At 67.9% G+C, this 21,141-nt stretch carries 24 protein-coding genes; 17 read left to right on the top strand and 7 right to left on the bottom strand.

What is annotated here, in order from left to right:
- Positions 1 to 109 precede the first annotated feature (109 nt).
- The 11 genes from aroA (at position 110) to LHP98_RS12620 (ending at position 10,034) form a co-directional block, all read left to right on the top strand.
- Positions 110 to 1,456, top strand: coding sequence for a 3-phosphoshikimate 1-carboxyvinyltransferase (aroA, locus tag LHP98_RS12670; protein ID WP_227252888.1), 1,347 nt, complete (start codon positions 110 to 112; stop codon positions 1,454 to 1,456).
- A 415-nt stretch (positions 1,457 to 1,871) separates the two neighbouring features.
- Complete coding sequence (locus tag LHP98_RS12665; protein WP_227252887.1) at positions 1,872 to 2,483, top strand: (d)CMP kinase; 612 nt, start codon at positions 1,872 to 1,874, stop codon at positions 2,481 to 2,483.
- Between the two features lie 204 nt (positions 2,484 to 2,687).
- Complete coding sequence (locus LHP98_RS12660) at positions 2,688 to 3,272, top strand: hypothetical protein (protein ID WP_227252886.1); 585 nt, start codon at positions 2,688 to 2,690, stop codon at positions 3,270 to 3,272.
- Positions 3,273 to 3,445: 173 nt separating this feature from the next.
- Positions 3,446 to 5,128: a 30S ribosomal protein S1 gene (rpsA, locus tag LHP98_RS12655; RefSeq protein WP_227252885.1), complete on the top strand. Its 1,683-nt coding sequence runs from the start codon at positions 3,446 to 3,448 to the stop codon at positions 5,126 to 5,128.
- A 173-nt stretch (positions 5,129 to 5,301) separates the two neighbouring features.
- Positions 5,302 to 5,583, top strand: a complete 282-nt coding sequence (ihfB, locus tag LHP98_RS12650) for an integration host factor subunit beta (protein ID WP_227252884.1) — start codon at positions 5,302 to 5,304, stop codon at positions 5,581 to 5,583.
- Between the two features lie 98 nt (positions 5,584 to 5,681).
- A complete protein-coding gene (locus LHP98_RS12645) occupies positions 5,682 to 6,044 on the top strand; it encodes a LapA family protein (protein ID WP_227252883.1) in 363 nt (120 codons plus the stop codon).
- Entirely contained in the window at positions 6,044 to 6,712 is a 669-nt protein-coding gene (locus LHP98_RS12640) for a phosphoribosylanthranilate isomerase (RefSeq protein ID WP_227252951.1), read from the top strand. Before LHP98_RS12645 ends, LHP98_RS12640 begins: the two co-directional genes overlap by 1 nt.
- A 170-nt stretch (positions 6,713 to 6,882) precedes the next feature.
- Positions 6,883 to 8,115 (top strand): tryptophan synthase subunit beta, encoded by a 1,233-nt coding sequence (gene trpB, locus LHP98_RS12635; protein WP_227252882.1) that lies wholly within the window; start codon positions 6,883 to 6,885, stop codon positions 8,113 to 8,115.
- Positions 8,116 to 8,438: 323 nt separating this feature from the next.
- A complete protein-coding gene (locus tag LHP98_RS12630) occupies positions 8,439 to 8,942 on the top strand; it encodes a PepSY domain-containing protein (RefSeq protein ID WP_227252881.1) in 504 nt (167 codons plus the stop codon).
- A 99-nt stretch (positions 8,943 to 9,041) separates the two neighbouring features.
- Complete coding sequence (locus LHP98_RS12625) at positions 9,042 to 9,479, top strand: hypothetical protein (protein WP_227252880.1); 438 nt, start codon at positions 9,042 to 9,044, stop codon at positions 9,477 to 9,479.
- A 24-nt stretch (positions 9,480 to 9,503) separates the two neighbouring features.
- Complete coding sequence (locus tag LHP98_RS12620) at positions 9,504 to 10,034, top strand: helix-turn-helix transcriptional regulator (RefSeq protein WP_227252879.1); 531 nt, start codon at positions 9,504 to 9,506, stop codon at positions 10,032 to 10,034.
- Here LHP98_RS12620 and LHP98_RS12615 read toward each other — a convergent pair.
- Positions 10,023 to 10,412 (bottom strand): group III truncated hemoglobin, encoded by a 390-nt coding sequence (locus LHP98_RS12615; protein ID WP_227252878.1) that lies wholly within the window; start codon positions 10,410 to 10,412, stop codon positions 10,023 to 10,025. The two genes, LHP98_RS12620 and LHP98_RS12615, sit on opposite strands and share 12 nt — an antisense overlap.
- The gene (locus LHP98_RS12610; RefSeq protein ID WP_227252877.1) at positions 10,409 to 10,792 is read right to left on the bottom strand and encodes a DUF2237 family protein; all 384 of its coding nucleotides are present in this window, start codon (positions 10,790 to 10,792) and stop codon (positions 10,409 to 10,411) included. Before LHP98_RS12610 ends, LHP98_RS12615 begins: the two co-directional genes overlap by 4 nt.
- Positions 10,793 to 11,061: 269 nt before the next feature.
- Here LHP98_RS12610 and ileS point away from each other — a divergent pair, with 269 nt between their 5' ends.
- Complete coding sequence (gene ileS, locus LHP98_RS12605) at positions 11,062 to 14,001, top strand: isoleucine--tRNA ligase (RefSeq protein ID WP_227252876.1); 2,940 nt, start codon at positions 11,062 to 11,064, stop codon at positions 13,999 to 14,001.
- 43 nt (positions 14,002 to 14,044) lie between these two features.
- Here the strand turns inward: ileS and LHP98_RS12600 are convergent, their stop codons facing one another.
- On the bottom strand, positions 14,045 to 14,248 hold the full coding sequence (locus LHP98_RS12600) for a DUF1127 domain-containing protein (RefSeq protein WP_227252875.1): 204 nt from the start codon (positions 14,246 to 14,248) through the stop codon (positions 14,045 to 14,047).
- A 67-nt stretch (positions 14,249 to 14,315) separates the two neighbouring features.
- Between LHP98_RS12600 and LHP98_RS12585 the strand changes: the two genes are divergently transcribed.
- The 5 genes from LHP98_RS12585 to LHP98_RS12565 all read left to right on the top strand — a co-directional run bounded on the left by LHP98_RS12585 (position 14,316) and on the right by LHP98_RS12565 (position 17,841).
- Entirely contained in the window at positions 14,316 to 15,254 is a 939-nt protein-coding gene (locus tag LHP98_RS12585; RefSeq protein ID WP_264473757.1) for a LysR family transcriptional regulator, read from the top strand.
- Positions 15,255 to 15,337: 83 nt separating this feature from the next.
- Positions 15,338 to 15,937: a DUF1176 domain-containing protein gene (locus LHP98_RS12580; RefSeq protein WP_227252874.1), complete on the top strand. Its 600-nt coding sequence runs from the start codon at positions 15,338 to 15,340 to the stop codon at positions 15,935 to 15,937.
- Positions 15,934 to 16,380, top strand: coding sequence for a methylated-DNA--[protein]-cysteine S-methyltransferase (locus LHP98_RS12575; protein WP_227252873.1), 447 nt, complete (start codon positions 15,934 to 15,936; stop codon positions 16,378 to 16,380). The genes LHP98_RS12580 and LHP98_RS12575 overlap by 4 nt, the downstream gene beginning before the upstream one ends.
- Positions 16,381 to 16,439: 59 nt before the next feature.
- Complete coding sequence (locus LHP98_RS12570; RefSeq protein WP_227252872.1) at positions 16,440 to 16,937, top strand: ABZJ_00895 family protein; 498 nt, start codon at positions 16,440 to 16,442, stop codon at positions 16,935 to 16,937.
- Between the two features lie 67 nt (positions 16,938 to 17,004).
- Positions 17,005 to 17,841, top strand: a complete 837-nt coding sequence (locus LHP98_RS12565; protein WP_227252871.1) for a DMT family transporter — start codon at positions 17,005 to 17,007, stop codon at positions 17,839 to 17,841.
- Positions 17,842 to 17,910: 69 nt separating this feature from the next.
- On the opposite strand, the gene LHP98_RS12560 is transcribed toward LHP98_RS12565, so the two are convergent.
- From LHP98_RS12560 to fsa, 4 genes are all read right to left on the bottom strand, one after another.
- Positions 17,911 to 18,615, bottom strand: coding sequence for a CDP-alcohol phosphatidyltransferase family protein (locus LHP98_RS12560; protein ID WP_227252870.1), 705 nt, complete (start codon positions 18,613 to 18,615; stop codon positions 17,911 to 17,913).
- A gap of 48 nt (positions 18,616 to 18,663) precedes the next feature.
- On the bottom strand, positions 18,664 to 19,608 hold the full coding sequence (locus tag LHP98_RS12555) for a tyrosine recombinase XerC (protein ID WP_227252869.1): 945 nt from the start codon (positions 19,606 to 19,608) through the stop codon (positions 18,664 to 18,666).
- A complete protein-coding gene (locus tag LHP98_RS12550) occupies positions 19,605 to 20,297 on the bottom strand; it encodes a DUF484 family protein (RefSeq protein ID WP_227252868.1) in 693 nt (230 codons plus the stop codon). Before LHP98_RS12550 ends, LHP98_RS12555 begins: the two co-directional genes overlap by 4 nt.
- A gap of 153 nt (positions 20,298 to 20,450) precedes the next feature.
- Complete coding sequence (fsa, locus tag LHP98_RS12545) at positions 20,451 to 21,104, bottom strand: fructose-6-phosphate aldolase (RefSeq protein ID WP_227252867.1); 654 nt, start codon at positions 21,102 to 21,104, stop codon at positions 20,451 to 20,453.
- Positions 21,105 to 21,141 lie beyond the last annotated feature (37 nt).

Below are 21,141 nucleotides of genomic sequence, written 5' to 3'. Positions count from 1 at the left end.
CCCCCCTTTTCGCGGCGCCCACCCGCCCACCCCGCCGCGAAAAGGGGGGCGGGTGGACCGCCCGTTCGGCTTGCGCTATCAGGCGGGCGGATTTGCGAAGGAGACCAGGATGGCGGGCCACGGCGAGGCACAACCGATGACCTCCGGCCGGTGCGGGCCGCTGACAGGCGTGGCCGAGGTGCCGGGGGACAAGTCGATCAGCCACCGGGCGCTGATCCTGGGGGCGATGGCGGTGGGCGAGACCCGGATCACCGGGCTGCTGGAAGGCCAGGACGTTCTGGACACCGGCAAGGCCATGCAGGCCTTTGGCGCGACGGTCGAGCGGTCGGGGCCGGGAGAGTGGTCGGTGCGCGGTGTCGGCGTCGGCGGGTTCCGCGAGCCGGCCGACGTGATCGACTGCGGCAACTCGGGCACCGGGGCGCGGCTGATCATGGGCAGCATGGCCACGACCCCGATCACCGCGACCTACACCGGCGACGCCAGCTTGCGCAAACGGCCGATGGGGCGGGTGACCGACCCGCTGGCGCTGTTCGGCGCGCGAGCCTTTGGACGTGCGGGCGGGCGGCTGCCGATGACGGTGGTGGGCGCCGCTGACCCGGTGCCAGTGCGCTATGCCCTGCCGGTGGCTTCGGCCCAGGTCAAATCGGCCGTCCTGCTGGCGGGCCTGAACACCCCGGGCGAGACCGTGGTGATCGAGCGCGAGCCGACGCGGGATCATTCCGAGCAGATGCTGCGGGGCTTTGGCGCCGAGCTTGTCGTCGAGACTGGGCCGGAGGGGCATGTCATCACCTTGGTCGGCCGGCCCGAGTTGCGGCCGCAGACCGTGGCCGTGCCGCGCGATCCGTCCTCGGCGGCCTTTCCGGTCTGCGCGGCGCTGATCGTCGAGGGGTCGGACATCCGGGTGCCGGGGGTCAGCCAGAACCTGACCCGCAACGGGCTGTTCCTGACGCTGGTCGAAATGGGCGCGCTGATCGACTTCGAGAACCCCAGGGAAGAAGGGGGCGAGCCGGTGGCCGATCTGCGGGTGCGGTTCTCGCCGGGGATGAAGGGCATCGAGGTGCCGCCCGAGCGCGCGCCCAGCATGATCGACGAGTATCCCATCCTGGCGGTGGTGGCGGCCTTTGCCGAGGGCCGGATGGTGATGCGCGGGGTCAAGGAGTTGCGGGTCAAGGAAAGCGACCGGATCGACGCCATGGCGCGCGGACTTGAGGCCTGTGGCGTGCGGGTGGACGAGGACGCGGACACCCTGATCGTTCACGGCATGGGGCCGGGCGGCGTGCCGGGGGGGGCGGTGGCCAAGACCCACCTCGACCACCGGATCGCGATGAGTTTCCTGGTGGCGGGGATGGCCTCGAGGGCCGAGATCGGGGTGGATGATGGCAGCCCGATCATGACCTCTTTCCCGATTTTCGAGGGGCTGATGAACGGCCTCGGGGCCCGGGTCCGGCGGGGTTGAGGGAGTGTCCCATGATGGGACACCTCGGCGAGACAAGTAGATCAATGGGTTACGGCTTCAAATTAACGATTTGTCAACTTTTCCGGCCGGCCTGACCAGCGGTGACCCGGTGGAGCGACCGCCCGGCCCTGGCGCCTGGCTTTAGCCCGGTCGGGGGGCGCTGCCCCCGTCTTCGCGTGCCGCGAAGACTCCCCCGGGGTATTTGGACCAAGATGAAGGGCAAGCAGCTTCATCCTGGCGCGAAATACCCCCGCCGGAGGCCCCGGACCGGGCCGGGGGGCGGCCCCGGCAATGGCCCGACATCGCCGCTGGCCTTTGCGTGCCCCGGCGCCGTTTGCGGGGGATTCCTCTTTTCTGCCCGATGCGGTAGGAAAACGCGCATGCAGCACGGCATGCAACACGGCGGGCGAGGGGCATGATCTTCACGGTGGCGATCGACGGGCCGGCGGCGGCGGGCAAGGGCACGCTGTCGCGCGCGGTGGCCGACCGCTTTGGCCTGGCGCATCTGGACACCGGCCTGCTGTATCGCGCGGTCGGCGCGCGGGGCGGCGATCCGGTCGCTGCGGCGCGCGACCTGACGCCGCAAGACCTGCTGCGCGACGACCTGCGCACGCTTGAGGCCGGCCAGGCCGCCAGCCGGGCGGCGGCAATCCCCGAGGTTCGCGCCGCCCTGGTCGACTTCCAGCGTCGCTTTGCCCGGGCCGAGGGCGGCGCGGTGCTGGACGGGCGCGACATCGGCACGGTGATCTGCCCCGAGGCCGAGGTGAAACTGTATGTCACCGCCAGTCCCGAAGTCCGCGCGCACCGGCGTTGGCTGGAGGTGGGTGGCGACGAGGCCCGCGTGCTGGCCGAAGTCCTAGAGCGTGACGCCCGCGACATGGGGCGCGCGGATGCGCCGCTGAAACCCGCCCCTGACGCGGTGCTGATCGACACCAGCGCGCTGACAGTGGATGCGGCGCTTGCCGCAGCGTTGTCGGTGGTTGCCGCCCGGCTGCAAGACGGATCGGACCGATCCGAAAGCCCCTAGCGCAACCGGCTGGTGCAACGGTGGCTGATCCAGGCCAGCAGCAGAGCGGGCAGTGCCAGGACGGCCACGACTAGAAGTCCGAGTGGCAGAAGTTCGGCGTTCCCACCTGTCAGCAGCATGTTGACGGCCATTCTCGCACCGGCCCATTGACCGCCCCGACGGCAGGAACTAGCCTAGAAGAGAGGAAGATTCAACAGGTTGCCAGTGATCGACACCATTTCCGCCTTCCTGTCCGGCATCATCGAGGTGTTCAACAACAACGCAGGTGCGGCGGTTCTGGGTGCCACCCTGGGTGCGACGCTGAGTGGCCTCGTGATCTATCTGGCCGAACGGCGGAAGGAAAAGATCGCCTCTGCCCTGCGACTGATCGAGGAATACACCTCTCCGGCCTTCATCGAGATCCGCAACGACGCGGGCGCCGCCTTCCGCGCGGCCCTGCAACAGTCCCCACGGTCGATGGATACCCTGCACAGCGTCCTGCCGCCCGGCGAATGGCGGAAGATTTCAAGCCTGAACCACTTCTACCAGAAGCTCGACCTGATCGTGTCCATCCGAGAGGCGCATAACCGCTACATCCGGCATTACTTCGGCCGCGAGTTTCCGCACTGGTATGTGCGCTATTTCGAGCCGGTCCTGGAGGCATCCAGGGACGAGATGCAGGCGCACGAACAGTTTCCCAGTCTGCGCCACCTGATGCGGCATGAGATCGACGCCTACCGGAAACAACTTGCGCGCAAGGCGGCCACAGCGCTTCCGGCAACAGCGCCGCCGGATCGTCCGGCAGCCTGAGGGGCGCTGCGCTTTCGCTTGCCCCGACCGGGCAATCGGTCTATAGGCCGCGCATCCTGAAGGAAGACGCCGCCTCCGGTTCGCCGGATGGGGGCATTTTGCATATCGGGGCCAGCACAGACCGGCGGAGCCAACCGCTTGGCCAGAAAACCATGAAAAGGAACTGACTGCATATGTGCGCGAAGAACGCTATGGACGAATTCGAAGCCCTTCTGAAAGAGAGCTTCGAGATGGACACGCCCGAAGAGGGCACGGTCGTCAAGGGCAAGGTGATCGCCATCGAGGCGGGCCAGGCCATCATCGACGTCGGCTACAAGATGGAAGGCCGCGTCGACATCAAGGAATTCGCGAACCCCGGCGAGACGCCGTCGATCAAGGTCGGCGACACCGTCGAGGTCTATCTGGACCGCGTGGAAAATGCCCGCGGCGAAGCGGTGGTCAGCCGTGAGAAGGCCCGCCGCGAGGAAGCCTGGGACCGGCTGGAAAAGGCCTATGCCAGCGAGCAGCGCGTCGAAGGCGCGATCTTCGGCCGGGTCAAGGGCGGCTTCACGGTCGACCTCGGGGGCGCCGTCGCGTTCCTGCCGGGCAGCCAGGTTGACGTGCGCCCGGTGCGCGACGCCGGCCCGCTGATGGGCATGAAGCAGCCGTTCCAGATCCTGAAGATGGACCGTCGCCGCGGCAACATCGTGGTGTCGCGCCGCGCCATCCTGGAAGAAAGCCGCGCCGAACAGCGCGCCGAAGTCATCGGCAACCTCAGCGAAGGCCAGGTTGTCGACGGCGTGGTCAAGAACATCACCGAATACGGTGCCTTCGTGGACCTCGGTGGCGTCGATGGCCTGCTGCACGTGACCGACATGGCCTGGCGCCGTGTGAACCATCCTTCGGAGATCCTGGCGATCGGCGAGACCATCAAGGTCCAGGTCATCAAGATCAACAAGGAAACCCACCGTATTTCGCTGGGCATGAAGCAGCTGCAGTCCGATCCGTGGGATGCGGTCGAGAAGGCCTATCCGATCAACTCGGTCCACAAGGGCCGTGTCACCAACATCACCGACTACGGCGCATTCGTCGAACTGGAAGCGGGCGTCGAAGGCCTGGTGCACGTTTCGGAAATGTCCTGGACCAAGAAGAACGTGCATCCCGGCAAGATCGTCTCGACCAGCCAGGAAGTCGACGTCATGGTGCTGGAAATCGACAGCGCCAAGCGCCGCGTTTCGCTGGGCCTGAAGCAGACCCAGCGCAACCCGTGGGAGGTCTTCGCCGAGAACCACCCGGTCAACTCGACCATCGAGGGCGAGGTCAAGAACATCACCGAATTCGGTCTGTTCGTCGGCCTGGACAACGATATCGACGGCATGGTGCACCTGTCCGACCTGTCGTGGGACAAGCGCGGCGAAGAGGCGATCCAGACCTACCGCAAGGGCGACGTGGTCCAGGCGGTGGTGTCGGAAGTCGACATCGAGAAGGAGCGCATCTCGCTTTCGATCAAGGCGCTGTCGGACGATTCGTTCTCGGACGCGGTTGACGGCGTGAAGCGCGGCTCGATCATCACCGTCGCGGTGACGGCGATCGAGGATGGCGGCATCGAGGTGGAATACAACGGCGCCAAGTCGTTCATCCGCCGGTCCGACCTGAGCCGCGACCGGGGCGACCAGCGCCCCGAGCGGTTCCAGGTCGGCGACAAGATCGACGTGCGGGTGACCAACATCGACCCCAAGACCCGCAAGCTGGGCCTGTCGATCAAGGCGCGCGAGATCGCCGAAGAGAAGGAAGCGGTCGAGCAGTACGGCTCGTCCGATTCGGGCGCCAGCCTGGGCGATATCCTCGGCGCCGCCCTGAAGGCCGACCGCGGCTGAACGCCGCGCCCGTGACTGGATTGGAAGGCCCCGCCCCGCGCGGGGCCTTTTCCATCTGAAACGGGCCAAGTCCCCGTTTTTGTTTGTCAGCAGGCAAATCCTGCCGCTATAGTCCGACCAAAAGCAAAGCTGGACGGTTGCCGCAGGGGGCCGGGCCAACAGGGGGACCACGGATGATCAGGTCGGAACTGATCCAGAAGATTGCGGACGAGAACCCGCATCTGACACAGCGCCACGTCGAACGGATCGTGAATACGGTATTCGAAGAGATCATCGAGGCGCTGGCCCGCGGTGATCGGGTCGAACTGCGCGGATTTGGCGCATTCTCGGTCAAGGCGCGCGACGCACGGCTGGGGCGCAACCCGCGAACCGGCGAATCCGTGCAGGTCGAGAACAAGAAGGTGCCCTTCTTCAAGACCGGAAAGCTGCTGCGCGATCGCCTGAACGGCAAATAAGCCGGGACCTGCGACCCTATGGGTCGTGCCGGACGGGTTGCGCCCGGCCTCGGGAAGGCGGATAGTCGCGCCACCAACTGGCTTTGCGGTGACATGCCATGCTGCGTCTCTTCAGACTTCTCTTCCTTATCCTGACCGGCCTGGTGCTGCTGGTCCTGGCGCTTGCCAACCGGGCGCCGGTGCCGCTGCGGCTGTTGCCGGATGAACTGGCCAAGGTGGTGCAGTACGACCCGGTCTTCCAGGTTCCGCTGTTCCTGGTGATTCTCGCGGCCGTGGCGGCGGGGGTCATGATCGGCTTCGTCTGGGAATGGATGCGCGAGGCGCGCATCCGGTCCGATGCCAAGGGCAAGTCCCGGCAGGTCGCCCGGCTGGAGCGCGAGCTTGCGGTGCTGAAGGACACGACAACCGTTCCGGCGCGCGACGAGGTGCTGGCCATGGTCGAAGGCGGCCGCAGCCGGTGATCCCTGCCGTCCGGGTGAAGGTCTGCGGGCTGCGCACGCCCGCAGAAGTGGCGGTATGCGCTGCGGCGGGGGTGGCCTATGTCGGCTTCAACTTCTTTCCCAGGTCGCCCCGCTACGTCAGCCTGGATCAGGCGCGGGCGGCGGCCCTGGCGGCGCCCGAGGGGCTGTGCAAGGTGGCGCTGACGGTGGATGCCGACGATGCGACCTTGGACGCCATCGTCGCGGCGGTGCCGACCGACATGCTGCAGCTTCACGGCCACGAAAGCCCCGGGCGCGTGGCCGAGGTTCGCGCCCGCTACGGGTTGCCGGTGATGAAGGCGGTGGGCGTGGCCGACGAGGGCGACCTTGCGGCCCTGCTCGACTTTTCGCTGGCGGCCGACCAGATCCTGGTCGATGCCAAGCCGCCGAAAGGCGCGGTGCTGCCCGGCGGCAACGGCCTGGCCTTCGACTGGCGGCTGGTGGCGCAGCGGCGCTGGCTGCGGCCCTGGATGCTGGCCGGCGGACTGACGGCCGAGAACGTGGCCGAGGCGATCCGGCTGACCAATGCGCGGCAGGTCGACGTATCATCCGGCGTGGAAAGCGCGCCGGGGGTCAAGGATCCCGCCAGGATCGCGGCCTTCGTGGCGGCGGCGACGGGATTCCGGGACGAGATCCCGATTCTCCGCTGACAGGGGGGCCTCCGGCGGGGGTATTTGAGCCAAGATGAAGCTGCTTGCCCTTCATCTTGGCCCAAGTACCCCGGGGGAGTCTTCGCGGCAGCGAAGACGGGGGCAGCGCCCCCTTTCCCCGCGCGGGGAAGGGCGCTACACCCGGCCGGGTTGGATTTGCGGAGGGCGCCATGGCCGAGGACGGGTTGAACAGCTTCATGTCGGGTCCGGACGAGGCGGGGCGCTTCGGCATCTTCGGCGGGCGCTTCGTCAGCGAGACGCTGATGCCGCTGATCCTGGACCTTGAGGCGCGCTATGAGCACGCCAAGACCGACCCCAGCTTCTGGGCCGAGATGGACGATCTGTGGAAGCACTATGTCGGCCGCCCCTCGCCGCTGTATTTCGCGCCGCGGCTGACGGCGGAACTGGGCGGCGCCAAGGTCTACATGAAGCGCGACGAGCTGAACCACACCGGCGCGCACAAGATCAACAACGTGCTGGGCCAGATCATCCTGGCCCGCCGGATGGGCAAGACCCGGATCATCGCCGAAACCGGCGCGGGGCAGCACGGGGTGGCCACCGCCACGGTCTGCGCCAAGTTCGGGCTGCAATGCGTGGTCTACATGGGCGCGCATGACGTCGAACGCCAGGCGCCGAATGTCTTCCGCATGAAGCTGCTGGGCGCCGAGGTGATTCCCGTCACCAGCGGTCGCGGCACGCTGAAGGACGCAATGAACGACGCGCTGCGCGATTGGGTGACCAACGTGCGCGACACCTTCTACTGCATCGGCACGGTGGCCGGGCCGCATCCCTACCCCGCCATGGTGCGCGATTTCCAAAGCATCATCGGCAAGGAAGTGCGCTGGCAGCTGGCCGAGCAGGAAGGCGAGGGCCGCCTGCCCGACACCCTGGTCGCCGCGATCGGCGGCGGGTCGAACGCCATGGGGCTGTTCTATCCGTTCCTGGACGACCCTTCGGTCAACATCATCGGCGTCGAGGCCGGCGGCAAGGGCGTGGACGACCGGATGCAGCATTGCGCCAGCCTGACCGGCGGGCGCCCCGGCGTGCTGCACGGCAACCGGACCTACCTGCTGCAAGATGGCGACGGGCAGATCCTGGAAGGCTTCTCGATCAGCGCCGGCCTCGACTACCCCGGCATCGGCCCCGAGCATTCCTGGCTGCACGACGTCGGCCGGGCGCACTACGTCTCGATCACCGATGCCGAGGCGCTGGAGGCGTTCCAGCTGTGCTGCAAGCTGGAGGGCATCATCCCGGCGCTGGAACCCAGCCACGCGCTGGCGCATGTGACCAAGATCGCGCCCAAGTTGCCCAAGGACCACATCATCGTGATGAACATGTGCGGCCGTGGCGACAAGGACATCTTCACCGTGGCGCGCCACCTGGGCGTAGACATGAAGGCCTGAGGCCTGACCCCAAGGCCGGGATTCGCCCGAAGGCGGCGGGTCTGGGGCCCAGCCGCCGCAGCCGTCGCCGCAGCCGTCGCGGCAGCGATTCGCGTGCAATCCCTCGGGTTTCGGACTTTGGTCCGGCAGCATCGCCCATGCGACCCGGACCAAGGTCATAAACCTGCGTTTAGGCGCACAACCCATTTGCTGATTTGCCTGCATTAAACCCCGGTCCAATTCACAGGCCGGCCGGAAACGCATGTCCTGATCTCGTCGCCGGTTCGAGCGGCACCCACACCGGGCGATCACCCACTCCGCCCCACCCGTAGGAGAGACGAGACATGAAGATGCGCACGAAGCTGATGATGATGACCGCAGCGCTGGTGCTGACCGGGTCGATGGCGATGGCGGCGGTGACCACCGATGCGGTGGTCAGCCAGTTCCAGTCGGAAGGCTACAACTGGATCGAGGTGAAGAAGGGCCCGACCCAGATCAAGGTCGAGGCGGTGAAGGGCGGCGAGAAGGTCGAGGTCGTGATCGACATCGAGACCGGCGCGGTGCTGAAGCAAGAGACCAGCACGGCCTCGTCCCGCGACCAGGGCCGGTCGGGCGTGCAGGTGCGCGATCGCGACCGCGACTTCGTCCGCACCAGCGGCGGCAGCGATGACGACGACGATGACAGCGATGATGACAGCGATGATGACAGCGATGACGACAGCGATGACGACAGCGATGACGACAGCAGCGGTCACGACGACAGCGATGACAGCGACGACGATCATGGTGGCGACGACGACGGCTCGGACCATGACAGCGGCGACGACCGTGGCAGCGACGACGACTGATCGGCGAAGGTTGATCCGAACAGGCACCCCGGGCTTGCCGGGGTGCCTGCACTGGGCGAAGATCGCCCGCGTCGGGGCCACGCCCCGAGGAGGCCGGAAATGAACCGCAGACGATTCCTCGCCCTTGGTGCGGCCGCGCTGGCCGTGGCGCAGCCTGCGCATGCGAAGGACATCGTGGCCCAGATCGTGCGGCAGCTTGAGAAGCGCGGCTATAGCGAGATCACCGTCAGCCGAACCCTGCTGGGCCGCGTGCGGATCGTCGGCCGCGGGTCGAAGGGCAGCCGCGAAATCATCCTGAACCCGGCCACCGGCGAGATCCTGCGTGACCTGACGACGCGGTCCGACAACTCGGGCCGGAGCGGTGACCTGCTGGACGGCGGCGACGATGACGGCGGCGGGGACGGCGGCGGCGGGGACGGCGGCGGCGGGGACGACGGCGGCGGGGACGACGGCGGCGATGATGACGGCGGCGATGATGACGGCGACGACGGCGACAACTCCGGCTCGGGCGGCGGCGGTGAGGACGATGACGACTGACCCCGCTGCCGAAAGGGCGCGCGCGTGAGGCGGCGCTGGTTCCTGGTCGCGCTGTTCCTGGCGCAGTTCCTGTGCGCTTCGTTCTTCGTGTTCGACATCCTGACCTCTGTGCTGGGGATCCCCGTGTCGCCGATGCCCTGGGAAATTCGCGAGTTGCTGGAGGTGGCGGCGGCGCTGGGGCTGATTGCCGGACTGGTGCTGGGCGGGTTGGCGCTGCTGCGGACGATGCGCGAGCGTCACCAGGCCGAAGAGCGGCTGCGCCGGGCCTCGGGCGCGTTCATGGACCTTCTGGAAGAGCGCTTCGGGGAATGGGGCCTGACGGCCGCCGAGCGCGACGTGGCTCTGTTCGCCATCAAGGGGATGAGCACGGCCGAGATCGCCGGCCTGCGGGCCACCTCCGAGGGCACGGTCAAGGCGCAGACCAATGCGATCTACCGCAAGGCCGGGGTGAGCGGGCGGCCGCAGCTTCTCAGCCTGTTCATCGACGACCTGATGCGCGACGACGGGGCGATCCGGCCGATGACCGCGGTTGCGGCGGTGGCCTCAGCGAAGTGACGGCGGGCCATCCGACTGGCCCAGGCCGAAGACCAGCCCGCGGCCGATGCGGTGGGCCAGCGCCGACCAGGCCTGGGCCGTCTGTGGCGGCAATTCGCGGTTCAGGACGCTGTCGAAGAGGCCAAGCCAGGTGTCGAACATCGGGATGCGGACATCGCCCGCGGCACGGTGGACGGCCAGCGGGTTGCCGTCGTAAGTGCGGTCGAACAGGATCGCGTTCTTCCAGAACCGGGTGATCTTCTCCTCATGCCGGGGCCAGTCGGCGACATGGGCGGCAAAGACCGGGCCAAGGCCGGGGTGGCTGCGGACGCAGGTGTAGAATTCGGCCACCACGGCGGCGATCTGGTCTTCGCTGACGTCGAAGCGGGGCGGGATCACGGGCCGGGGGTGGCGTCGGTGGCGTGCTGGCGCAGAACCTCGAGCGGAACAAGGTGCAGCGTGTTCTGGTGCGTTGCGCTGAGGCGGATCTTCGGCGCGGCGCCTTCGTCATGCGCCTGCAGGAAGCGGCTGGCGCAGAGGCACCAGTGATCGCCCGGTTTCAGCCCGGCAAAGCCGTATTCGGGCCGCGGGGTGGAAAGGTCGTTGCCGAGGTATTTCGACAGCGCCAGGAACTCGGCCGTCATCTGGGCGCAGACGGTGTGCAACCCGCGGTCGGCAGGGCCGGTGTTGCAGCAGCCGTCGCGGAAGAAGCCGGTCAGCGGCGCGGATGAGCAGGCTTCGAGCGGGGCGCCCAGGACGTTGAGCGAGGGTTCTTTCATGGCGGGTCTCCTTGAGGGCAGGATAGGGGGTGGGCGCGGAAAGGAAAGCCTTTGTCTTTCTTGCCCGGCCCCGGGGCGCTGCCCCGGACCCCGGGGTATTTGGGCCAAGATGAAGGGCAGGGCCGGGCTTTACGCTGTGGCGGGGCTTGCCTATAAGGCGGCCATGCGATGCGAGGGCACGGGACAGCGGCGAATTAGCGGCCCGGCGGGCTGAGGGGTTCAGCCGCCGGGTGATCCCTATTGCCGCCTTGATTCCCGAGAGAGAACCGATGTCCTCTGACACGACCCAAGCGCCCGACTACCGCGACACCGTCTTCCTGCCCGAAACCGCGTTTCCCATGCGGGCGGGCCTGCCGCAGCGCGAGCCGGAGTGGCTGGCGCGGTGGGAGCGGATCGGCGTCTATGACCGGCTGCGCGAGCAGAAGGGCCGGGCGCCGTTCGTGCTGCACGATGGCCCGCCTTACGCCAACGGGCATCTGCACATCGGCCATGCGCTGAACAAGATCCTGAAGGATTTCATCGTGCGCAGCCAGCAGATGCTGGGCCGCGATGCACGCTATGTGCCGGGCTGGGACTGCCACGGGTTGCCGATCGAGTGGAAGATCGAGGAACAGTATCGTGCCAAGGGCCTGAACAAGGACGAGGTGGACGTGGTGGCCTTCCGGCAGGAGTGCCGGAAGTTCGCGGAAGGCTGGATCGACGTCCAGCGCGAGGAGTTCAAGCGGCTGGGTGTGACGGGCAAGTGGGACGACCCCTACCTGACCATGAACTACCACGCCGAAGCGGTGATCGCCGACGAGTTCATGAAGTTCGTGATGAACGGCAGTCTGTATCAGGGGTCGAAGCCGGTGATGTGGTCGCCGGTGGAAAAGACCGCCCTCGCAGAGGCCGAGGTCGAGTATCACGACCATACCAGCCACACGATCTGGGTGCCGTTCCGGGTGGTCGCTGCCGACAGCTTCGAAGAGACCGGGGCCTGCATCCGCACCGACCTGCTGGCGGCGCGGGTGGTGATCTGGACCACCACGCCCTGGACCATTCCGCAGAACCGGGCGGTATCCTACAACCCCGAGATTTCCTACGGCTTGTATGAGGTGACGGGGCGGCCCGAGGACAGCAACGCCACCATCGGCGCGACCTATCTGCTGGCGGACAAGCTGGCCGAAAGCGTGTTCACCGCGGCGAAGCTGTCCGAGGGGATGTGGCGGCGGCTGCGCGGGGTTTCGGGCGATGAGCTGCGCGGGCTGGTGCTGGCGCATCCGTTCCGGGGCGTCGAGGGCGCGGCGGGCGAGTGGGATTATGACGTGCCCATGCTGCCGGGCGACCATGTCACCGACGACGCGGGGACGGGGTTTGTTCACACCGCGCCGAGCCATGGCGATGACGACTATCAGATGGGGGTCAGGTTCGGCCTGCCGATGACGTATAACGTCGAGGCGGATGGCTGTTTCCGGGCCGACCTGCCCTTGTTCGGCGGGCAGGCGATCCTGACGCCCGAGGGCAAGGAGGGGCCGGCGAATGTCTCGGTCATCAAGCAATTGGCCTATGCCGGCGCGCTGCTGGCCAAGGGCAAGCTGCGGCATTCCTACCCGCATTCCTGGCGGTCCAAGGCGCCGCTGATCTATCGCAACACGCCGCAATGGTTCGTCGCCATCGACAAGGCGCTGGACGATGGCATGACCACCTATGGCGACACCATCCGCAAGCGGGCGCTGATGTCGATCACGCAACTGGTGGAATGGACCCCGGCGACGGGCCGCAACCGGCTGCATTCGATGATCGAGGCGCGGCCGGACTGGGTTCTCAGCCGGCAGCGCGCCTGGGGCGTGCCGCTGACCTGCTTCGTGAAGAAGGGCGCCCGGCCGGATGCGGCGGATTTCCTGCTGCGGAACCCGGAAGTGAACGCCCGGATCGTGGCGGCCTTCGAGGCGGACGGTGCCGATGTCTGGTATGTGCAAGGATTCAAGGAGCGGGTGCTGTCGGGCATCGTCGAGCCGTCCGATTATGAACAGGTGACGGATGTGCTGGACGTCTGGTTCGACAGCGGCAGCACGCATGCCTTCGTGCTGCGCGACCGGCCGGACGGCAGCGCGGACGGGATTGCCGACCTGTACCTGGAGGGCACCGACCAGCACCGGGGGTGGTTCCATTCCAGCATGTTGCAGGCCTGTGGCACCAAGGGGCGGGCGCCGTATCGGGGCGTTCTGACCCACGGGTTTACGCTGGACGAGAAGGGCATGAAGATGTCCAAGTCGTTGGGCAACACGGTGGCCCCGCAAGAGGTGATCGGCGAATACGGCGCCGATATCCTGCGGCTTTGGGTGGCGCTGAGCGATTACACGGTCGACCTGCGGATCGGCAAGGAAATCCTGAAGGGCGTTGCCGACAGCTATCGCCGCTTGCGCAACACCTTGCGCTTCCTGCTGGGGAACCTGGACGGGTTCGCCGAAGCAGAGCGGGTCAGCCCGACCGAGATGCCGGAACTGGAGGCTTGGGTGCTGCACCGGCTGGCGGGGCTGGATGCGGTGGTGCGCGACGGCTATGCCAAGTACGATTTCCAGGGCGTCTTCACCGAGCTGTTCACCTTCGCGACCAGCGACCTGTCGGCGTTCTACTTCGACATCCGCAAGGATGCGCTGTATTGCGATGCGGCGTCTTCGCTGCGGCGGCGGGCCTGCCGGACGGTGCTGGACCTGCTGTTCCAGCGCCTGACCACCTGGCTGGCGCCGATCCTGGTCTTCACCATGGAGGAGGTCTGGCTCTGCCGGACTCCGGGCGAGGGGTCGTCGGTCCACATGGTGGATTTCCCCGAGACGCCGGCGGCCTGGCGCAATGACGCGCTGGCGGCGAAGTGGGAGGGCGTGCGGGCGGCGCGCAAGGTGGTCACCGGGGCGCTGGAAGTGCAGCGCACGGCCAAGGTGATCGGCGCCAGCCTTGAGGCGGCGCCGGTGGTGCATGTGGCGGAAACGGCGATTCTGGCGGCGCTGAAGTCGGTGGATTTCGCCGAGGTCTGCATCACCAGCGGGTTGCAGCTGACCGCCGACCCCGAGCCGCAAGAGGCCTTCCGCCTGCCCGATGTGCCGGGCGTGGGCGTGGTTTTCGAACGCGCCATGGGCGAGAAGTGCCAGCGCTGCTGGCAGATCCTGCCGGATGTGGGGTCACATGCGCATCCGGGCACCTGCAAGCGGTGCAACGACGCCTTGGGGTAAGAGAAGGCGGCGGGGTGCCGGGTGGCACCCCGCGCGAGGTTTCTCAGCCGGCGACAGGGAGTGCGCAGCCGAGCGATTGAACCGGGCCGGCCGCAAGGCCCGGGGTGGCGCCGTGCAGGCCCGAGTGCATCGACCGAAGGTCGGCGCGCGACAGGCCGATGTCGTTCAGCAGATGGTCATCCGCGCGCGACAGCAGGAACGCGGTCGAGCGGCGCATCTGCATGTGGGCGAAGAGACGGCTGAACATGGCAAGGCTCCTTGAATTGCAGGACCTTGTCGCACGCTCATTGACATTTCACAAACGAATAGGTTTCATGGGTCACATCGAAATCTCTCATGGCTCGGACATGGCCGCCCCGCTGGACAGCGACCTGATGCGCAGTTTCCTGGCGGTGGCCGACACCGGATCGGTCACGGCGGCCGCCGTGCGGCTGTTGCGCACGCAATCGGCGGTCAGCCTGCAGATCAAGCGGCTGGAGGACAGCCTGAGCCAGCCGCTGTTCGACCGCCAGCCGCGCGGGGTCAGCCTGACGCCGCGGGGCGAACAACTGGTGCCCTATGCCCGCCGGGTGGTGGCGCTTCTGGACGAGGCGGCGGTGGCCTTGCGGGAAAAGACGCTGGTCGGGCCGGTGCGGGTGGGGATACCGGATGAATACTCGGGCACCGTGCTGCCGCGCGCGCTGGCGGCGTTCGATGAGCGGCACGAGGGGGTGCAGGTCTCGGTCCGCTGCGACCATGCCGAGGGGCAGTTGCGCGCGCTGGAGGAAGACCTGATCGACCTGGCCGTCATCCACGACTGGGCCTATGTGCGCGAGGGCGAAGTCCTCTGCATAGACCCGACGGTCTGGGCAACCTCGGTCACCCATGCCCAGCACCTGCGCAGCCCGGTGCCGGTCGCGGTCTACTTCCGCAGTGCCTGGAGCCGGGACTATGCCGAAGAGTCGCTGAACCGGCAGGCCATCGACTGGCGGCCGGCCTGGACCGGCGACATGGCGGGCGGGTTCCGGGTGGCGGTGCGCAACGGCGTGGCGATTGCCCCCCTGTCGCGCAGCACCATCCCGGCGGGCTGCCGGGAGCTGACGGCCGAGGACGGCTTTCCCATCGTGGACAGCGCCCGCCTGGTGCTGTGCCGCAACCCGCGCGGCACCTCGCCCGCCATCGAAAGCATGGCCGCGATGCTGCGCGACGCCTTTGCGCCGTTGTCCAGCAGCCACCCCGGCGGCGACGGCGGCCGCAACGCCGCAGGGGCCTGAGCGGGACCCGGGCCGGGATTGGCCCCGGCGCGGCGCTGTGGCACCATGGACGCCCCGACCGCTTTGCCGCGAGGCCTGCCCCCATGCCGCAAACTCCCGTTGCCGTGCTGCCGCTGCTTGCCCTGCTTGGCGCTGCCGCCCCGGCGCTGGCCGATGCCGATGACGATGCCGCGCTGACGGCCTTTCGCGCGGCCTTCCCCGACGCCTGCCTTGGCGCCTTTGACGAGGCCGGCCGGCCGACCGAACCGCCGCAACGCTTCGATGTGCAGATGCCGGTCACCTGGGGCGACCCCGAGCCGGTGGTGCTGTGGCAGTTCCACTGCGATGCCGGGGCCTACAACCTGATCCATGTCTTCTTGCTGAGGACCAAGTTCGAGGGCATCCGCCCGCTGCCTCTGGCGCGGCCCGAGGTCGAGGCGGTCTATGCCGACCCCGACGACGAGGCCAGTGCGGTGACCGAGGTCAAGGTGTTGGGCTGGGCGGCCGACACCACGGTGATGAATGCCAGCTTCGACCCGGCGACCGGGCAGGTGTCGGCCTATGGCCTGTGGCGCGGGCTGGGCGATGCCTACAGCGCGGGAACCTGGGTGCTGAAGAATGGCGGGCTGGTGTTGGTCGGCTATGAGGTGGACGCCAGCTTTGACGGGCAGTCGGTGCCGCAGCTGACCCTGCATTTCCCGTGACCGCAACGCTGGAGACGCCGCTGGGCCCGGTGTCGCTGCGCACGGCCGGCGGCCGGATCGTGGCGCTGGACTGGCGGCCGGGCGATGGCCCGCCCTCGGCACTGCAGGCCGAGGGGCTGCGCCAGCTGGCCGGGTATTTCGCCGGCACCCGGCAGGAGTTCGACCTGCCGCTGGACTGGGGGGCGGGCCTGCACCAGGCGGTGCGGCGGGCGATGGCGGCGATTCCCTTCGGCGAGACGCGGACCTATGGCCAGATCGCGCGCGAGGTCGGCGCCCCGGCGCAGGCGGTGGGGCAGGCCTGCGGGGCGAACCCGGTGCCGATCCTGATTCCCTGCCATCGGGTGCTGGGCGCGGCCGGTCTGGGCGGTTTCTCGGCGCCGGGCGGGGTCGAGGCGAAGGTCTGGCTGTTGCGCCACGAAGGCGCGGCGGGGCTGCTGATCTAGGGGCTTTCCGCAGGCGGTCTGCGAGCTAGCTTTGTCGGGACGGGGTCGGAGAAGCGGCGATGCGCGACAGAGCGGAACGGCGAGGAATGGGCGGCAGCCTGGCGGTTTTTGGCCTGGCGCTGGTGGCGGGCGGGGCGGCCGCGGTCGCGCTGGCCTGGGCGGTGCCGGCGCTGCCCTTGCCCGGGGGGCTGGCCATCGTGGTGCTGCTGGCGGCGGCGCTGCTGGCAGGGCGGGGCTTTGCCCGGCGGGCGGGGCGTCCGCCGACCGGAACCGAGACGGCCAGCTTTGCCATGGCTGCGATGGTTGTGGCGGTGCTTGCCGCCGTGGCGGCGGTCTGGGGCCTGCTGGCCTGGCAGGGCAAGGCGATGACGGACGGGGATTTCGCGGCGGTCTTCCTGCGCCTGCAAGCAAGCCCCGAGGTGCTGCGGCGCTGGCCCCTGTTCTGGGCGGAACTGGCGCCGTGGCTGGCGTTGGCGCTGGTGTGGACGGGCTTTCGCCAGGGCGTGCGGTGGGGGATGCCCGGGCCGGCGGACCGCGCCGAGGTTACGGCGCGCTGACACGCTTGCGCGGACCGGGCCTGGCCTGTAGCGCTTTCTGCAACGGATTTGTAACGGACGCGCCCTCTTGTCGCTTTTCGTCTTCCTTGCGGTGCTGGGTGCGGCCTTTCTGCATGCGCTGTGGAATGCGCTGATCAAGCTGGGCACGTCGAAGGTGGGCGGGATGGTGATCCTGTCGATCGTCGAAGTGCCGATCGGATTGTGCGTGGTGGCCGTTTCTCCGCCGATCGACCCGGCCGCGGTGCCCTGGGTCATTGCCGCGGGCTGTACGCATTTCTGCTACAAGTTCTTTCTGAGCTACGCCTATGACCGCGGCGATCTGAGCCGGGTCTACCCGATTGCCCGCGGCGCCGCGCCGATGATCGTGACGCTGGTCGGGCTGTTCGTGCTGTCCGATGCGGTCACGGCGATGGAATACGCCGGCATCGCGGTGCTGGCGCTGGGCATCCTGCTGATGGCGCGCGGAGTGTTCGCCAGCGGCGAGAACCGGCGGCTCTTGCCGTTTGCCCTGGGCAGCGCGGTGGCGACGGCGACCTATACGATGATCGACGGCATGGGCGCGCGGGTCTCGGGGTCTCCGGCGGCCTATGTGGCCTGGGTCTTCGTGGCGGACGGAACGTTCTTCACGGTTGGCATGGTGGCGCTGCGCGGCTGGGACGTGATCCCGCGGGTCTGGCCGGCCTGGCGGATGGGGGCGCTGGCATCGGCGGCCAGCTACGGGGCCTATGCGGTGTCGATCTGGGCAATGACCTTCGCGCCGATCGCGGTGGTGGCGGCGCTGCGCGAGACCTCGATCCTGTTTGCCGTGCTGATCGGCTGGCTGGCCTTCGGCGAGAAGATGACCGGCGAGAAGGCCGTTGCGGCAGCGGTCATCGTCGCCGGGGTGATGCTGACGCGGCTGTAGGACAGGCGGAATTCGAAGTCGAATTCCGTGCACGATTTCCGACTTCGGAAATCGGCTTCGGGGCGGCCGTCAGCGCATTCGCCGCACGCCTTCTGGAATGATCTGCTGCGCGATGCCGGCCAGAACCAGATACAGCGAGGTCAGGATCAGGCCCCATTTGGCGAAGCTGCCTTCCTGGAAATCCACCATGGCGGCCCAGGCGGCAAACAGGATCCACAGCATGCAGACCGGCAGCGAGACCTGGATCCAGCGCTTCGTCCGCACCGGGTGGATGAACTTGAGGTTGGTGAACATCGTCACCGTCAGGCCGACCACGACGAACAGGATCACCGATTGCGGCGGCTGGGTGGCGAACAGCACCAGCACCACCATGTTCCAGCAGGCCGGAAAGCCGGCAAAGCTCTTGTCCGTGGTCTTCATCCGGGTATCGGCGAAATAGACCACCGAGCCGTAGACGATGACGATGATCGTCAGCCAGCCGATCCAGCCGGTCAGGAGGCCGGACTTGAACAGCGCATAGGCCGGGATGAAGACATAGGTCAGGTAGTCGACGATCAGGTCCATCAGGACCCCGTCATAGGTGGGCCAATTCTTGTGCGTCTCGTACTTGCGGGCAAGCGGGCCGTCGATGCCGTCGACGATCAGCGCGACCACCAGCCAGAGGAACATCAGGCTCCACTTCTCCTCGACCGCCGCCAGCATGGCGAACATTGACAGCACGGCGCCGGTGGCGGTGAGCAGGTGAACGGAGAGGGCCTTGAGACGGTCGGACATGGCGTCAGTCTTGGCCGAAACTCGAGCGCGGTGCAACGGGGAGAAACGTCAGGATTTGCCCATGGTGGCACGGGGATGGGCGGCGTCGTAGACCTCCATCAGGCGGGCGGCGTCGACGGCGGTGTAGGCCTGGGTCGTGGAGAGCGAGGCGTGGCCCAGCAGCTCCTGGATCGCCCGCAGGTCGCCACCGGCCGACAACAGGTGGGTGGCGAAGCTGTGGCGCAGGGCGTGCGGCGTGGCGGTGGCGGGAAGGCCCAGTTGGGCCCGCGCCTTCTCCATGGCCAACTGGATGAGGCGCGGGTTCAGCGGACCGCCGCGGGCGCCGCGGAACAGCGGGGCGTCCGGCGCAAGGTCGTGGGGGCAGGCCCTGGCGTAGGCGGCGACGGCCGCGCGCGCGGCGGGCAGGACCGGGACGAGGCGGGTCTTTTCGCCCTTGCCGGTGATGCGCAGCACATCGGGCAAGGGCAGGGCGGCGGCGGTCAGGCCAAGGGCCTCGGAGATGCGCAACCCGCAGCCGTAAAGCAGGGTCACCACGGCGATGTCGCGGGCCTGCTGCCAGTCCTGGCGCGCCTGCAGGCCGACGGTTTCGATGATCTCGGCCGCGCCGTCTTCGGTCAGCGGGCGGGGCAGCTTGCGGCGGAACTTGGGGCCGCGGGCCGACAGGACGGGGGTGGCCTCGGCGCCGGTTCGGTCGGCGGCCCAGGCAGTGAAGGATTTCACCGCCGACAGCGCACGGGCCAGTGACCGCGCCTCTAGCCCGCGGGCGCGTTCGTGGGCCATCCAGGCGCGCAGGTCGGACTGTGTGGTGGCCAGCACGGCGGGCAGACCCTCGGCGCCGCCGCGGTGGGCGGCAAGGAAGGCGAGGTAGCCGCGCAGGTCATGGGCATAGGCGGTGAGGGTGTGGCGCGAGGCACCCTTGAGCGCGGAAAGCTGTGCCAGCCAGTCGGCCAGCGCGGCCCGCAGTTGCGGCGCGAGGGCCAGTGTGTCGGTCACGACAGCCAGCGGCGCATCGTCCGTTCGAAGACGCCGGCGAAGAAGGCCAGAAGGTCGGTGCCCTGGGTGGGCTTGAAATGGTGCGGGTCCTCGGCGCCGAAGACCAGCATGCCGGGCAGCCGGCCCTTGCCGAAATCCAGCCGCAGCAACGCCTCGGAGCGGATGAAGCCGGCGCGGTCGCCGTAAAGCGCATCGCCCTCGGGCATCACCTGGCGCAGGGTGACCGGGCGCAGCGGCACGTTGCGGCCGCCGGCGACGTAGTCGGCCACGAAGCCCGGCTCGGCGACATAGAGAACCTCGCCCAGCTTGCGCAGCGCGGGATCGGTGGCTTCCTGCCGGCTTTCCAGCACCAGCCGCACGCAGTCGACGCGCAGGGTGGCCGCAACATCGGTGGTCAGCGCCTTGAGAAAATCCTCGAAGCTGAGCGGGTCAAGCAGTTGCAGCAGCGCGCGATGCACCTGGTTGGTGCCGGCCAGGTTCTCATAGGCGGCGGCGATCACGCTGCGGTGGGTATCCTCCAGCCGCTCAAGCCGGGTCTCCAGCCGCTGCATGGCGATGCCGCGCAGATCGACGATATTGGCGCCCATGGCGCGTTCGTTGGCCGCGACCAGCGCATTCATCACGTCCTGGTCTTCCAGGAGGGCTTCCGGCTCAGCGATCAGGCGGTCGCGCAGGTCAGGTTCGATCATTGAAAGTCTGCCCGACAGTTTCTGGTGATTTGCAGGGCAGTATAGGGGATTTGTCCAAGCGTGCCAGAGCTACGTCCGGGGCGCGGAACGCGCCGGCCGGCTGTTGCGCCGACGGCACGGCGGCGTGGAGGGGGCGTGGAGGGGGCGTTGCGGTCAAAGGATCCTTTGACCGGTCTTGGCCCAGTCCTTCATGAACTGCTCAAGCCCCTTGTCGGTCAGCACATGGCCGGCCATGGCCTTGATGACCGAGGGCGGCGCGGTCATCACATCGGCGCCGATCAGCGCGCATTGCGAGGCGTGGTTCAGGGTGCGAACCGAGGCGGCCAGGATCTGGGTGTCGAAGCCGTAGTTGTCATAGACCTGCCGGATGTCGGCGATCAGTTCCAGCCCGTCGAGGTTGATGTCATCCAGCCGGCCGATGAAGGGGCTGATGAAGGTCGCGCCGGCCTTGGCGGCCAGGAGCGCCTGGTTGACGCTGAAGCAGAGCGTGACATTGACCATCTTGCCTTCGCCGGTCAGCACCTTGCAGGCCTTGAGACCATCCCAGGTCAGCGGCACCTTGACGGCGATGTTCGGCGCGATTTCGGCCAGCTTGCGGCCCTCGGCGATCATCTCGTCGGCCTTGAGCGCCACGACTTCGGCCGACACCGGCCCCGAAACGAAGGAGCAGATTTCCTTGGTGACTTCCAGGATGTCACGCCCCGCCTTCAGGATGAGCGAAGGGTTGGTGGTCACCCCGTCGACCATGCCCAGGTCGTTGAGCTCTCGGATGGCATCCACATCGGCGGTATCGACGAAGAATCTCATGGGCGGTGTCCTTCCGGCGCGTCAGGCAGTGGAGTTG

It is taken from the genome of Rhodobacter sp. Har01 (assembly GCF_020564565.1).
Lineage (GTDB): Bacteria > Pseudomonadota > Alphaproteobacteria > Rhodobacterales > Rhodobacteraceae > Pseudogemmobacter.
The sequence above is the reverse complement of the archived record's forward strand: the minus strand, read 5'-3'. Positions and strand labels throughout refer to the sequence as shown.

Coding starts and splice junctions, on each gene's coding strand:
- trpB (WP_227252882.1), top strand. CDS start 6,883: ATGGCCGAGGACGGGTTGAACAGCTTCATGTCGGGTCCGGACGAGGCG.
- ihfB (WP_227252884.1), top strand. CDS start 5,302: ATGATCAGGTCGGAACTGATCCAGAAGATTGCGGACGAGAACCCGCAT.
- LHP98_RS12665 (WP_227252887.1), top strand. CDS start 1,872: ATGATCTTCACGGTGGCGATCGACGGGCCGGCGGCGGCGGGCAAGGGC.
- LHP98_RS12560 (WP_227252870.1), bottom strand. CDS start 18,615: ATGTCCGACCGTCTCAAGGCCCTCTCCGTTCACCTGCTCACCGCCACC.
- LHP98_RS12600 (WP_227252875.1), bottom strand. CDS start 14,248: ATGTTCAGCCGTCTCTTCGCCCACATGCAGATGCGCCGCTCGACCGCG.
- LHP98_RS12570 (WP_227252872.1), top strand. CDS start 16,440: ATGCGCGACAGAGCGGAACGGCGAGGAATGGGCGGCAGCCTGGCGGTT.
- LHP98_RS12645 (WP_227252883.1), top strand. CDS start 5,682: ATGCTGCGTCTCTTCAGACTTCTCTTCCTTATCCTGACCGGCCTGGTG.
- LHP98_RS12585 (WP_264473757.1), top strand. CDS start 14,316: ATGGGTCACATCGAAATCTCTCATGGCTCGGACATGGCCGCCCCGCTG.
- LHP98_RS12580 (WP_227252874.1), top strand. CDS start 15,338: ATGCCGCAAACTCCCGTTGCCGTGCTGCCGCTGCTTGCCCTGCTTGGC.
- fsa (WP_227252867.1), bottom strand. CDS start 21,104: ATGAGATTCTTCGTCGATACCGCCGATGTGGATGCCATCCGAGAGCTC.
- rpsA (WP_227252885.1), top strand. CDS start 3,446: ATGTGCGCGAAGAACGCTATGGACGAATTCGAAGCCCTTCTGAAAGAG.
- LHP98_RS12550 (WP_227252868.1), bottom strand. CDS start 20,297: ATGATCGAACCTGACCTGCGCGACCGCCTGATCGCTGAGCCGGAAGCC.
- LHP98_RS12610 (WP_227252877.1), bottom strand. CDS start 10,792: ATGAAAGAACCCTCGCTCAACGTCCTGGGCGCCCCGCTCGAAGCCTGC.
- LHP98_RS12625 (WP_227252880.1), top strand. CDS start 9,042: ATGAACCGCAGACGATTCCTCGCCCTTGGTGCGGCCGCGCTGGCCGTG.
- ileS (WP_227252876.1), top strand. CDS start 11,062: ATGTCCTCTGACACGACCCAAGCGCCCGACTACCGCGACACCGTCTTC.
- aroA (WP_227252888.1), top strand. CDS start 110: ATGGCGGGCCACGGCGAGGCACAACCGATGACCTCCGGCCGGTGCGGG.
- LHP98_RS12630 (WP_227252881.1), top strand. CDS start 8,439: ATGAAGATGCGCACGAAGCTGATGATGATGACCGCAGCGCTGGTGCTG.